General features: G+C 50.5%; 12 protein-coding genes. 1 reads left to right on the top strand and 11 read right to left on the bottom strand.

Going from position 1 to position 12711, the window contains the following annotated elements; translation table 11 throughout:
- Nucleotides 1–2 precede the first annotated feature (2 nt).
- From HMPREF1212_RS08135 to HMPREF1212_RS08090, 10 genes are all read right to left on the bottom strand, one after another.
- On the bottom strand, nucleotides 3–1112 hold the full coding sequence (locus tag HMPREF1212_RS08135) for an ABC transporter permease (protein ID WP_046149026.1): 1110 nt from the start codon (nucleotides 1110–1112) through the stop codon (nucleotides 3–5).
- 1 nt (nucleotide 1113) lies between these two features.
- The gene (locus tag HMPREF1212_RS08130) at nucleotides 1114–1848 is read right to left on the bottom strand and encodes an ABC transporter ATP-binding protein (RefSeq protein WP_081693296.1); all 735 of its coding nucleotides are present in this window, start codon (nucleotides 1846–1848) and stop codon (nucleotides 1114–1116) included.
- A 105-nt stretch (nucleotides 1849–1953) separates the two neighbouring features.
- Nucleotides 1954–2856 (bottom strand): ABC transporter ATP-binding protein, encoded by a 903-nt coding sequence (locus HMPREF1212_RS08125; RefSeq protein WP_046149025.1) that lies wholly within the window; start codon nucleotides 2854–2856, stop codon nucleotides 1954–1956.
- Between the two features lie 22 nt (nucleotides 2857–2878).
- Nucleotides 2879–3793, bottom strand: a complete 915-nt coding sequence (locus tag HMPREF1212_RS08120) for an HlyD family secretion protein (RefSeq protein WP_046149024.1) — start codon at nucleotides 3791–3793, stop codon at nucleotides 2879–2881.
- A gap of 12 nt (nucleotides 3794–3805) precedes the next feature.
- Nucleotides 3806–5098, bottom strand: coding sequence for a TolC family protein (locus HMPREF1212_RS08115; protein ID WP_046149023.1), 1293 nt, complete (start codon nucleotides 5096–5098; stop codon nucleotides 3806–3808).
- A gap of 8 nt (nucleotides 5099–5106) precedes the next feature.
- Nucleotides 5107–5748 carry a TetR/AcrR family transcriptional regulator gene (locus HMPREF1212_RS08110; protein ID WP_046149022.1) on the bottom strand — a complete coding sequence of 214 codons (642 nt, stop codon included), beginning with the start codon at nucleotides 5746–5748 and terminating at the stop codon, nucleotides 5107–5109.
- Nucleotides 5749–5897: 149 nt separating this feature from the next.
- A complete protein-coding gene (locus tag HMPREF1212_RS08105; protein WP_046149021.1) occupies nucleotides 5898–6884 on the bottom strand; it encodes a glycoside hydrolase family 43 protein in 987 nt (328 codons plus the stop codon).
- Between the two features lie 27 nt (nucleotides 6885–6911).
- Entirely contained in the window at nucleotides 6912–8114 is a 1203-nt protein-coding gene (locus tag HMPREF1212_RS08100) for an L-serine ammonia-lyase (protein WP_046149020.1), read from the bottom strand.
- Between the two features lie 27 nt (nucleotides 8115–8141).
- Nucleotides 8142–9275 (bottom strand): acyltransferase family protein, encoded by a 1134-nt coding sequence (locus HMPREF1212_RS08095; RefSeq protein WP_028727370.1) that lies wholly within the window; start codon nucleotides 9273–9275, stop codon nucleotides 8142–8144.
- 12 nt (nucleotides 9276–9287) lie between these two features.
- On the bottom strand, nucleotides 9288–10406 hold the full coding sequence (locus tag HMPREF1212_RS08090; protein ID WP_046150294.1) for an acyltransferase family protein: 1119 nt from the start codon (nucleotides 10404–10406) through the stop codon (nucleotides 9288–9290).
- A gap of 91 nt (nucleotides 10407–10497) precedes the next feature.
- Between HMPREF1212_RS08090 and HMPREF1212_RS08085 the strand changes: the two genes are divergently transcribed.
- On the top strand, nucleotides 10498–11979 hold the full coding sequence (locus HMPREF1212_RS08085) for a cobyric acid synthase (RefSeq protein WP_046150293.1): 1482 nt from the start codon (nucleotides 10498–10500) through the stop codon (nucleotides 11977–11979).
- On the opposite strand, the gene HMPREF1212_RS08080 is transcribed toward HMPREF1212_RS08085, so the two are convergent.
- Nucleotides 11980–12705 (bottom strand): tyrosine-protein phosphatase, encoded by a 726-nt coding sequence (locus HMPREF1212_RS08080; protein ID WP_046149019.1) that lies wholly within the window; start codon nucleotides 12703–12705, stop codon nucleotides 11980–11982. It abuts the gene before it with no gap.
- Nucleotides 12706–12711 lie beyond the last annotated feature (6 nt).

Genomic DNA, 12711 nt, shown 5'->3' with positions numbered 1-12711 from the left:
TATCATAAACGGGTTTTAAAACGCTTCACACTCAGTACAACCAGCAAGACGGCCATCAACGACAGGATACCGATCTCTTTCAGGATCGAACCGGCGCCAAGTCCTTTTATCATCACATCCTTCACGGCAATAATATACCATTTGGCCGGTACGATATTGGAAAGCCATTGCAGGATATCCGGCATATTCTCTATCGGGAACACCATGCCGCTAAGCAGGATCACCGGAAGCATCAGCACCATCGCGCTGATCAGCATGGCCGCCTGCTGGGTATCGGCTATCGTGGAGATCAGCAGTCCGAGACAGAGCGACACCAGGGCGTAAAGGATGGAGACCGACACCAGGAGGGTCAGACTGCCCGCTATCGGGACTTTCAGCAGGAAATAGGACAGGCAAAGGATGGTTGCCACATTCACAATGCTGAGCAGCAGGTAAGGGGCGGCCTTGGCCAGGATGATATAAATAGGTTTCATCGGAGAAACCAGTAATATTTCCATTGTCCCCATCTCCTTTTCCTTTACGATACCGACGGATGTCATCAGGGCACAGATCAGGATCAGGATCAGCCCCATCACTCCGGGAACGAAGTTGTAGGCGCCTTTCATGGTCGGATTATACAGGAGGTGAACCACCGGGGTGATACCGGCCTGCCTGAGTTCTGTATTCGCCGACGATAACTGCCCTTGTATCTCCGCCCGGGCAGAAGAGATGATCGAGGTGGCATAGGCCGTAAGCTGCGTCGCTTCGTTCGGGTCGGTGGCGTCGGCCAGCAACTGGACGGAGGCATCCGGCGTCGAAGCGTACCGGGGCGGAAAGACAACGACCAGTTTCACTTTTCCCTGTTTGAAAAACGCCTGTGCTTCTTCGTTGCTGTCGATCATCTTATACAGTTCGAAGTATTCGCTGGAACTCAGATGTTCGATGATCTTGCCCGTTACCTCGTCGCGGCTTTGGTCGAATACGGCGATAGAGACGCATTTGATCTCGGTCGTAATGGCGTAACCAAACAGGATGATCAGGACGATCGGCATCACTAGCAGGATCAACATTGTCCGTGTGTCACGGAAAATATGATAGAATTCTTTGCGTATAAAAGATAGAAACTGTTTCATACTATTCTCCTCGTTGTGCTTTCCTTGCCAGGGCATGAAAAACTTCGTTCATATTATCGGCTTTGAAAGAGGTTTTCAGGGCGGCCGGACTGTCGAGAGCTTCGATCTTTCCGTCTACCATGATGGAGACACGGTTGCAATATTCGGCCTCATCCATATAATGGGTGGTGACAAAGACGGTGATATTCCGTTCGGCCGCCTTATAGATCAGTTCCCAGAATTGACGGCGGGTAACCGGGTCGACACCCCCGGTCGGTTCATCTAGGAACACGATACGGGGCTCGTGGATGATGGCGACGGAGAAAGCCAGTTTCTGCTTCCAGCCCAAAGGCAGGGCATCGACAAGGGTATTCCGTTCGGCTTCCAGGTTCAGGACATCGAGCAGTTCGTCCGTCTTGTCGGCAAGCTTTTTCTCCGGTAGGCCGTAGATACCGCCGTACAAGCGGATATTCTCCCAGACTTTCAGGTCGCCGTAAAGGGAAAACTTCTGGCTCATATAACCGATATGCCGTTTGATCTGCTCGGTTTCCTTATATACATCAAAACCGGCGACTCGGGCTTCTCCGGAAGTCGGGTTGGAGAGCCCGCAAAGCATGCGCATGGCTGTCGTCTTTCCGGCACCGTTGGCACCGAGGAAACCGAAGATCTCCCCCTCTCCCACTTCGAAACTGATATGGTCTACCGCCGTAAAGGTTCCGAAGCGCTTCGTCAGGTTGTTTGTTTCTATTACGTTCATTATATATATTGTTGACAAAAATATCATATATTGTGATACTGCATTCTCATATATTATACTACTCTAGTATCACAATATATGATACAATATTTTACCCTATCGTTTTTACAAGGCCATAAAGCAATCTTCCACACTCGGTTCGGCCGGTTCGATGACAACGTCGGTATAGCCTTTCTCCTTCAGGAATTGCAGCAGGGCATTCATTTCCCGGCCATCTTCCTTCAATGTCAGATGATGCGCATCGCCGAAGGCATAGCAGGAATGAGTCCCGGGGAAAGCACGGAGGTCGACCAGCAGCTTATACATGGATGCCGACCGGACAATCCACAGCTGCCTGCCGAAGGAAGAACGGATGCCTACCGGCGTATCGACGGACAGGCACCGGCCGGAACGCATCAAAGCGATGCGGTCGCAACGGGAAGCCTCATCCATATAAGGAGTGGAGACAAGGATGGTTATCCCCTGTTTCTTCAGGCGGTCGAGCATATCCCAGAACTCCACGCGCGAAACGGGATCGACACCGGTGGTCGGTTCATCCAGAAAGAGTACTTCCGGACGATGGATCAGGGCACAGCTTAACGCCAGTTTCTGCTTCATACCTCCCGACAGCTTTCCCGCTTTCCGTTTCTTGAACGGCTCGATCTGCACATAGATATCCCGTACCAGCTCGTAGTTTTCTTCTACGGTCGTATTGAATACGGTAGCGAAGAAATTCAGGTTTTCCTCGACGGTCAGATCCTGGTACAACGAGAAACGGCCCGGCATATACCCGACCATCGTACGGATCTTCTTATAATCGCGTACCACATCGAGACCGCAAACCGTCGCTTTCCCCTTGTCGGCCAGCAACAAGGTGGTCAGTATACGGAACAAAGAGGTCTTACCTGCCCCATCCGGCCCGATCAGGCCGAACAATTCTCCCGAATGTATATCCAAAGAAATATCCTGCAAGGCCTCCACCTCACCGTAATTCTTGAATACTCCTTCAACCCGTACTTCGTTATTCATTATCAACATACATTATTAATTATCAATTGAACACCGTTTCCCCATATTGCCCGATCTTCAGATAACCGTCATTCTTCACGGCGATCTTGATGGCATATACCAGATTGGCGCGTTCATCCTTGGTTTGGATGCCTTTAGGGGTGAACTCGGACTTATCGGATATCCAGGTGATCGTACCGGGATATTCGCGACGGTCGTCGGTACCGTAGTCGGCAAAGACACGGACGGACTGCCCCTGCTTCAAGGTCGACAGCTGATCGGCTGTTATGTAGGCACGCAAGTAGAGCAGGTCGGTATCGGCTATTTTATACAGGGGCTTGCCGGCTGCTGTCACTTCACCCGGTTCGGCATACTTCACCAGGACTGTTCCTGCCTGGGGGTTGACGATCCGGCTTTTCTGCAACTGGTCGTCCAGCTGCATGATCTGGTATAGTATTCCTTCGGCTTCCGCATCGGCTCCTCCGGTTGTTTTATTGAGGGTGGAGTATTGTGCATCCAGTTGTTTTTGCAGGTATTTGATATTGTTTACGATATCGTCTACCTGCTTCTGGTTGCCCGCTTTCGCTTTGACGAGGTTCTCCATACGCTGCTGCTCGGTACGGGCGGTGGCGATCTGTTGTTCGAGGGCGGCGATCTGTTTGCGGATATCCGGTTTACGGACATCTACGGAACGCAGGCCGGCTGCCAGCTGCATCTTTTTCAGGTACAACTGGGTACTGTCTACATAGCCCAGCAGGGCACCGGCATCCAGGCGGTCGCCCTCCTCCATGTTCAGTTCCATAATCTTTCCGTTCGCTTCGGACGAAACCAGTATTTCGGTCGCTTCAAAGGTACCGGTAGCATCAAAATTGTCGTCTCCCCTATTGCAAGCGGCCAGGCAGCATAATCCGGTCGTCAGGATGGCTAAAGAAGCTATTCGTTTCATATTCTCTTTCATTATTAATTCTGATTATTCGTTGTTTGTCGTGTACATATAATTATAAACAGCATTCAGGTGCTGGATGCGATGGGCGGCAGCCGCCTGTTTGGCCAGGTCTTCCGAGTTGATCTCGCGGATCAGGTCGGTGACGGAGATAACACCGTTTGCCAGCTTCACCTCGGCCGCGTTCTTGATGCTGGTACGCAGGCGGATTATTTCATCATCCGCTTTCATCAGGTCGGCTATCTTCTGTATCTCCGTATTCTGTTGCATCAGTTGCAATGAGGTGTTGAACAGGAAGGTTTCGCGCTGTACTTCTATCTGCTGCATATTGGTCGATACCTTACGGCGGTCGTTCTTTAAGGTATAGAGCTTGCCCATATTCCAGGAAAGGCGCACGCCTGCCACATAATAGGGATTAAAACTATCTTCCAGCATATTCAGCCCCGGACGGCCATAGCCCCCCTGCACGAACGCACCGATACGCGGCATCAGCCCGCTGGTGATCTGCTTGTTCTGGATATCCAGCAAATGGCTTTTAGCATCCAACGCCTTCAATTCGGGACGGTTTATCTCTGCCGACAGCGGATTTCCCGGCACGGCAGGAACCTCCAGTATGCGGTCTTTATCGTAAGGTTTCCCGATCAGCGCGCTCAACATACGGCTGAAAGCGACCCGCGATGCTTTCAGTTCGATCTCTTTCTGGCGGGCATTCAGCAATTCGACCTCCATACTTTCGCGGTCGGACTGGTTGGCTACGCCGTTCTCCATCATGGCCGTTATACGGTCGATATTGTTTTGCAGTTCCTTCTGGAGCAGACCGTTCTGACGGATCAGTTCTTCCTGGAGCAGGCAACCGAAATAAAGCTGGTTCACCCGGTCGTTCAGGGCATAGAGATCGCTTTCCAGTTGTTCCCGGTCTGCTATGGCCTGTGCCTTGGTCAGCTGACGGGTGGTGTGGATAGTACCGCCATCCCAGATGTTCTGGTTCACTTCGGCCACCACCTGATACTGGTCTTTACTCAGTGTCGGGATTTCCAGTCCCGGCAAAACGGCCGACAGCTTTTCCGTATCGAAAGGCAGCTTGGTGACTTCACTCTGGTAGGTTGCCTTTGCATTCACCGTCAACTGGGGAAGCCAACCTTTCGCGGCGTTCGACAGATTATATTGTTCCGTCTGTCCGATCAGGCCATATTGGCGTATCTGCGGATAATTGGCATGCGCCCACTCATAGCACTGTGCCAACGTAATTGTCTCCTGCCCTTGCACTATTCCTGACAACAGGGGGAGACATAAGAATAAGATTACACAAATCCGTTTCATAGGGGTATTTATTTATGCTGTATATGATCGTCCGGTGTCAGCAACCGGATCATGATATCGGTAACGAACGGGATACGTTCCTGCAAAAAGTCTTCGTATTTCTCTGCATCCCCACCCATAAAAATTGCAGTGAACGGGTTGCGCACCAACATGGGGAAAACCAGCAGGCTTATCAAAGTCGTTGCCACATAGTATACCGGAAGTTTCTTTAGCAAACCTTGCTCCATTTCTTTCTCCATCTGCCTGCGCATACGGATAATCGGTTCGATCCGGGAAGGATTTTTCAGTATGGAATGGTAAATATGTTCGGGTGCCCGCTCTAATTCATTAATAACAAATATGGGAAATAAAGGGTTCCGCTGCAATGTCTTTACATATTGATCGATGATCTTCGGCAACTTCTCCAGAAAAGAAGTATTCTCGTCTATAATCGCTCCCAGGTTGGGAAGCAAAGCGCCTATCAGCTGATCGAAGATCGCATCGAACAACATTTCTTTCGTACGGTAATAATAATGCAAGGCAGTACGGCCGATACCCGCTTCGGCTGCTACGTCGCCCATCTTCGTCGCCTCATATCCTTTCCTGACAAAGACCTGCTTTGCCGCTTCGAGGATACGGTTCTCCATCGTGATAACTTCTTCTGTACTCATTGTATATCTTGTTTTTACTTCATTTGTCACAACTGTCTGTCAAATATGTTTGACATTATTGTTTGACAGATGTGTCAAAAGTAGTATAAAAAAAGAAGGATGCAACTACTGCATCCTTCTTTTAATATCTTTTATACAATAGAGTCGGCCTATTTTATCTTTCTTTCGGCTACTCCTTCGAAGGTCATCTTAACCGGATTGATGTATCCATCCTTATCGAAAGTCATCCGGTCGATACACGTTGCCCGGTGATCGCGCCCCGTATCGCCCAGCGGACGGCGGTGGTAAACGATGTAATAATCTTCCGAGTTGGGCACATGCATAATGGAGTGATGGCCGGCACTGGTCGCTACCTCCGGATCCTGTTCGAGGATCGTGGCAATCCGCTCGAACGGCCCGAAAGGCGAGTCGGCAATCGCATAAGCGACACAATAGTCAGGGCCTCCCCAACCTCCTTCGCTCCACATGAAATAGTATTTACCGTTCTTCTTGAACATGAACGGGCCTTCCACATACTTCTCCGGCGTTATTTCCTTATAGATGGTTCCATCTTCAAACGGCACCAGCCCGGTAAAGTCGTCGTTCAGCTGCACGACGTTGCAATGCCCCCAGCCACCATAATACATATAGTAACGGTCGCCATCCTTAAAGACGAACTGGTCGATAGGCTGTGCCCCGTTCACGATCTCGTTGATCAACGGCTTACCCAGCAAATCTTTGTACGGGCCTTCCGGACGGTCGCCGACAGCGACACCGATACCGCCCACTTCGCCTTCATGCACATCGTTCGCACCGAAGAAGAAATAATATTTGCCATCCTTGCTGATCACAGACGGCGCCCACATAGCCCGTTTCGCCCACTTCACTTCGGACGTATCCAGGATAGACGAATGCTTCGTCCAGTTTACAAGGTCTTTAGAAGAGAAACAGTCGAAGAAGGTCTGATTCTCGTACAGGTCACTCCAGGTAGGATAGATCCAATACGTATCATCATAGATAATACCTTCGGGATCGGCATACCATCCTTCAAACACAGGGTTACCACTTTTCGCCACCTCTACAGACTGCTGTTTCGGTTGTCCGCAAGCCGACATCAGGGCGGCGGTACAAACAGCTATAACACAACTTTTATTCATATAAATAATAGGTTTACTATAATAGTCTTAATCACCGTACTTCTTGGCCAGTCCGCCTTCGGAAGTTTCCTTATACAGGCTGGGCAGGTCGTTACCTGTCTGGCGCATCACTTCCACTACCTGGTCGAAGCTCACACGGTGTTTGCCATCCGAGAAGTTCGAGAAGGTATTTGCATCCAGTGCACGTGCGGCGGCAAATGCATTACGTTCGATACAAGGGATCTGAACCAGTCCGCAAACCGGGTCGCAAGTCAGCCCCAGGTGATGCTCCAACCCCATTTCGGCAGCATACTCGATCTGGGCAGGCGTCCCACCGAACAACTGGCTGGCAGCGGCTGCCGCCATCGCACAGGCTACCCCTACTTCACCCTGGCAACCTACCTCCGCTCCGGAAACAGAAGCGTTGGTACGTACCACATTCCCGAACAACCCGGCAGTAGCTAATGCACGCAGGATGCGTGAATCGCGGAAGTCGCGGGTATCTTTCAGGTGATACAGAACGGCAGGTAATACACCGCAGGAACCGCAGGTCGGAGCCGTTACGATCTTCCCCCCGCTGGCATTCTCTTCGGATACAGCCAACGCGAAAGCATATACCATCCCCCGGCTTTTGATGCTGCTGCCGTAACCTTTGGCACGGATCAGGTAATCGGATGCCTTACGACGTATTCCCAGGCCACCCGGTAAGATACCTTCCGCTTCCAGGCCGTTAAGTACAGCCTGTTGCATCACTTCCCATACTTCAGCCAGATAATCCCATATCTGCGGGCCTTCGCACTGCTCCACATATTCCCAATAAGAGTGGCCGGTCTTTTCGCACCAGGCTTGTATGTCCTTGATGGTACTCATTTCGTACACTTTGGCCGTCTTCAGCTCATTGAACGTTTCGTTGGCAAGCGTACCGCCGCCGATACTGTAAACCGTCCACGCCTCCAGCTTCTCGCCTTTATCGTTGAATGACTCAAACAGCATCCCGTTCGGATGGAACGGCAGGAATGTTTTAGGTTCCCAAGTTATATTCGTCGGAGCCACGGGTTGCAGCACTTCCAGGATTCCGGCATCCGTCATGTGACCCTTTCCGGTAGCAGCCAGGCTACCATACAACGTTACATTGAAACGTGCAGCCTGCTGGTTGCGTTCCAAAAACATACGTGAAGCACGTATCGGCCCCATCGTGTGGCTACTCGACGGGCCATGACCGATCCGGTATATCTGTTTGATTGATTCCATTTTCTGTTTTCCTTGTTTTGTGTGTTTTTATACTTTAAGAAATATATTACGTTTATAAAGCCACCACAAAATTACATAAATAACCAATATGTTTGACAAGCTGATCAAAAAGGAATAATAATTCCCCATATATTGCTGAAGCCCATAAAACAAGGACTCGCCCAAACAGCTGAAATTAATCACATTAGCCAGCATATAGGCCACGATAGAATTCATTCCGTACACTTTCAGCCAGGTGATATTTTTATTATATCCCTTATAATCGATCAGGTAATAGAACAATCCCATCAACAGGAAACAGTAACCGCTGCTGACCAGTACCATAGAACTTGTCCATATCGTTTTAATGACCGGCATCTGCAATCCCCACAACCATCCGGCTGCCACCATCGCTGCTCCGGCTCCGAAATACCATTTCAGTTTATATACGTCGTTCGTCTTATCCTTGGCAATATATCCGGCAAACAGTCCAGTCAGCACCGTAACGCCGAAGTTCAGGCTGCTCAATATCCAGGTGTAATAATATCCGGGAGAGAAAACCACTTCGCCGTCCACCACTTTCGCTCCATCCCGGAAACGTCCCAGCACGGTACGGTCTATCCATTCCGCCAGGTTTCCTTCAGGCGTATAGTTACCTCCCCCGTAGTTGCCGACGGTAATAAACTGCATGACCGCCCAGTAAACAAGCAATAAGATGATGGCTACCCCTATCTGTGTGCGACGGCTCGTATAGAGGAAAAGTACGGCAGTGATCAGGTACCCCGCCGCAATAGCCTGCAAGGTATTAGAATATAAATAGATACGGTTCGGATCGAGCCCCAGCAGGTTCCCTTGGCACATCATACCGAAAATCCACAACAACAGAATACGTTTACCCAACCGGCGGAACAACGCTTTCTTATCCGAAACGCCCTTATAGCGGGACAAGGCAAACGGCATAGAGGCCCCCGACATAAACAAGAACAACGGCATAATCAAATCCCAGGGAGAAAAACCCACCCAGGCTTCATGATTAAACGCCCACATACAACTATGCAACCATTCCACGTCAGCCGCACGGGCCAGTGAATGTGCCAACGGCCCCAGAGCCACCAGATAAAAAAGATCGAATCCGCGAAGTGCATCAAGCGACTCCAGTCGCTTAAAAGTAGTTTTTTCCATTTGATAATTATTTTAGACTTTCAAGAAAATACGTTGACGATACAGGAAATAAAGGAAGCCCCAGCAAATGGCGATATAGGCTATCGCTCCGAATAGCGGTTGGGCTGATTCCGGCATCAGGCTGGTCAGGCCGCCGAAGATCGCATTAGCGGTAAAGGTAAAGTCTACGAATACCTGAGCCAGATAAATCGTGATCGAGTTCATTCCGATTACGGTAAAGAAAAGTGTCCAGCGCCGTATCCCCTTCACGTCTACTATATAATAGAATAAGGCAAACAACAACATGGAGATACCGCCGACAGTACAAACAAAAGAGCTTGTCCACAGATATTTATTGATCGGGAAAAACAATCCCCACAACAGGCCGGTCACCAGCAACGCAGCTCCCCCGCACAGCAGATAAAGCACCTTCTTCGTTTCCGTCAGCCCTTCCTTCTGCAATTTGATAAACTCTCCGGTGAACATCCCTAATAAGGCCGTTCCGATAGCCGGCAGGGTAGACAGCAGGCCTTCGGGATCGTAGTTGCCACCGTGCAAACGCCCCGGCAATAACAAGCGGTCGATGTAGCAGGCAAAGCATCCCTCGCGGGTAAACACCTCCGCCCCGTTCCCGTCGGGTGCCGGTACAAAGGCCAGCAGCAACCAGTAGCCGACCAGGATAGCAGCTACGATCCATATCCGCGTGATCGTTCGTGTATTGACAAAGATCAAAGCCCCGAACATCCAGGCCAGACCGATACGCGCCAGCACACTGGCATAACGTTGCGTCTCGAAATCGAAATTCAGCAGTCCGTTATAAACACAACCCAGGACAACGAGTGTAATTCCCCTGCGGATGATCTTTTTATAGATCGCCGCTTCCGACATCCCATGTTCCCGTTGTTTCGCCAGGGAGAAAGGCAAGGATATCCCCGCAATGAACAGGAACAGAGGGAAAATAATATCTTCTACCGTAAATCCCGCGCCCCACTGTGCATGGTGCATCTGGTCAGCCACTGATTGAAAGAAAGGAGTAGGAATTAAAGTCGCCAGTGCGATAAAGAGGGAACCGCCTCCCATGATAAAGAACATGTCGAATCCCCGCAGTGCATCGAGCGACTGAAGCCGTTGAGTTTGTTTTTGTTTTTCCATTGTATCGAATTTAGAAATTAGAATGTAAGGAATGCAAATATAAGAAATAATGTAATAAAACTCCTGCTTTTTCATTAGTTTTGCAGCCATGATGAAACAACACCTGAAACCGATTATGTTCGTTGGCACTTGTTCCGATGCAGGGAAAAGTGTGATCAACGCTGCTTTTTGCCGTATCTTCAAGCAAGACGGATACCGGCCTGCCCCTTTCAAGGCGCAGAATATGTCGCTCAACTCCTACTCCACGCCCGAAGGGGGCGAGATGGGGCGTGCCCAGGTGGTACAGGCCGAAGCTTGCGGTATTGCACCGCATACGGATATGAATCCCGTTTTACTGAAACCGACCAACGATAAAAGCTCGCAGGTGGTGCTGAACGGGAAGCCTGTCGGCAACATGTCGGCAAAAGACTATTTCGGTATTCAGAACCAGAAAGAAGAATTGTTCAAAGAGGCAATCGCTTCCTTCCGCCGGCTCGAATCGCGTTACAACCCGATCGTACTGGAAGGAGCCGGAAGTATCTCCGAACTCAACCTCCGCGACCGCGACATCACCAACATGCGCATGGCCATACAGGCGGATGCCTCCACCTACCTGGTGGCAGACATCGACCGGGGCGGCGTATTCGGTTCCGTCTACGGCACTATCGCCTTGCTCAAACCCGAGGAACGGGCACAGATGAAAGGGATCATCATCAATAAATTCCGTGGAGACGCTTCACTGTTTGAAGAAGGACGTACCATCCTGAAAGAGCTGACAGGCATACCCGTAGTCGGCGTTATCCCCTGGTTCCGCGACATCAAGATAGAAGAAGAAGACTCGGTTGCCCTGGATATGAAAACGAACACCTGGCAAGACGGCAAGATCAACGTGGCCATCGTCCTGCTGAAACGCATGTCCAACTTCACCGACTTCGACGTGCTGGATATGGATCCGCGTTTCAACCCGTACTACACAAGCAATACCGACGAGGTGGAAAAAGCAGACATCATCCTCTTGCCCGGTTCGAAAAACACCCTGTCAGACCTGCAAAGCATCCGTGCCAACGGCATTGCCGATGCGATCGTCCGGGCGTATAAGAAAGGGAAAAAGGTGATCGGTATCTGCGGCGGTTACCAGATGATGGGCGCACGCCTGGAAGATCCCGAAGGCATCGAAGGGAACCTGCCGGCTGTTCCGGGTCTGGGTTTGCTTCCGCAATGCACCGTGATCGAGCAGGAGAAGATTACGAAACAAAGTACTTTCACCTTCCTGCCGGGCAACGGCTCCACCTGTCGCGGATATGAAATACACATGGGACGCACCATCCTGCTCGGCAATGTTCCGGAAAGCCCCGTAGCCCGCCTGGAAGACGGACGGATGGATGGATATTACCTCGATAACCGTTGCTGGGGCAGCTATATGCACGGTATCCTGGATAACCCGGTCGTGTTGGATAATCTGGCGGAAGGCTTTAACAAAGAGGCCGATGCCACCCCGTTCGACTATGCCGCCTTTAAGGAAGAACAATACGAGGAACTGGCGGATCTGGTACGCCAGCATGTGGACATGGAGTACATTTACAGTACCCTGTAATCAGCCCCACAGCGTTTCATTCCCCCGCATCAGCCTTTCTACCGCCTCAAACTGGTCTTTTTTCAGCTTGAGGGAGCTGTAGAAGCTACGGTAATTGAGTGAATGGATATCGGTTCCGACAAAGTCGTAACAGCCCCTTTTCAGTAAGGTAGCGGCAGTCTTATTAGGCAACGGCCCATAGAAACCGGCCAGGGAGAATATGTTCAACTGGAACTTGCAGCCATGTTCCTTCAGCTTCAGCAACTCGTCCACATTCCAGAAACCGAAACGCTCCGGGTGAGCCATAACAGGGATAAACCCGTTCAGTTGCATATCATAGAGTTTTTCAAACAGATCGCCGGGCGCTTGCAGGAAAGAGACTTCCACCAATACATGCTGTCCATCATAGGAAAGCAAACCCTCCTTTATGCGGTCGTAAAAGCATTCGTCCAGCATGTATTCGGCAGCCAGGCGGAGCTCGACAGGTATGTCCGTGCATTTACTGCGGAAGAGGTCGAACCTTTCCTGAAGGAACTCCCTCCGGTTCTTGGCGAGATCCGCCATGATATGGGGTGTCAGAAAAAGACGTTTCACCCCGCATGTACCCAGGAACGAGAGCATCCCCAGGCTTTCCTCCTCCAACGAAAACCCATCATCTACCCCCGGCAGCACATGAGAATGGACATCGGTCATGCCCGGCCACAAAGGCTTTTTCCGGGTAAATAAATCAGAAAGGAATGCGTTCATAATATA

This window comes from Parabacteroides sp. HGS0025 (assembly GCF_000969845.1).
Lineage (GTDB): Bacteria > Bacteroidota > Bacteroidia > Bacteroidales > Tannerellaceae > Parabacteroides > Parabacteroides gordonii.
Note: the sequence above shows the minus strand (reverse complement) of the source record. Positions and strands in the feature narration are given on the sequence as shown.

Excerpts from the sequence above, each read along its gene's own strand:
- HMPREF1212_RS08115 (WP_046149023.1), bottom strand. The coding sequence starts at position 5,098 with ATGAAACGGATTTGTGTAATCTTATTCTTATGTCTCCCCCTGTTGTCA.
- HMPREF1212_RS08095 (WP_028727370.1), bottom strand. The coding sequence starts at position 9,275 with ATGGAAAAAACTACTTTTAAGCGACTGGAGTCGCTTGATGCACTTCGC.
- HMPREF1212_RS08100 (WP_046149020.1), bottom strand. The coding sequence starts at position 8,114 with ATGGAATCAATCAAACAGATATACCGGATCGGTCATGGCCCGTCGAGT.
- HMPREF1212_RS08090 (WP_046150294.1), bottom strand. The coding sequence starts at position 10,406 with ATGGAAAAACAAAAACAAACTCAACGGCTTCAGTCGCTCGATGCACTG.
- HMPREF1212_RS08080 (WP_046149019.1), bottom strand. The coding sequence starts at position 12,705 with ATGAACGCATTCCTTTCTGATTTATTTACCCGGAAAAAGCCTTTGTGG.
- HMPREF1212_RS08130 (WP_081693296.1), bottom strand. The coding sequence starts at position 1,848 with ATGAACGTAATAGAAACAAACAACCTGACGAAGCGCTTCGGAACCTTT.
- HMPREF1212_RS08125 (WP_046149025.1), bottom strand. The coding sequence starts at position 2,856 with ATGAATAACGAAGTACGGGTTGAAGGAGTATTCAAGAATTACGGTGAG.
- HMPREF1212_RS08110 (WP_046149022.1), bottom strand. The coding sequence starts at position 5,748 with ATGAGTACAGAAGAAGTTATCACGATGGAGAACCGTATCCTCGAAGCG.
- HMPREF1212_RS08105 (WP_046149021.1), bottom strand. The coding sequence starts at position 6,884 with ATGAATAAAAGTTGTGTTATAGCTGTTTGTACCGCCGCCCTGATGTCG.
- HMPREF1212_RS08085 (WP_046150293.1), top strand. The coding sequence starts at position 10,498 with ATGAAACAACACCTGAAACCGATTATGTTCGTTGGCACTTGTTCCGAT.
- HMPREF1212_RS08135 (WP_046149026.1), bottom strand. The coding sequence starts at position 1,112 with ATGAAACAGTTTCTATCTTTTATACGCAAAGAATTCTATCATATTTTC.
- HMPREF1212_RS08120 (WP_046149024.1), bottom strand. The coding sequence starts at position 3,793 with ATGAAAGAGAATATGAAACGAATAGCTTCTTTAGCCATCCTGACGACC.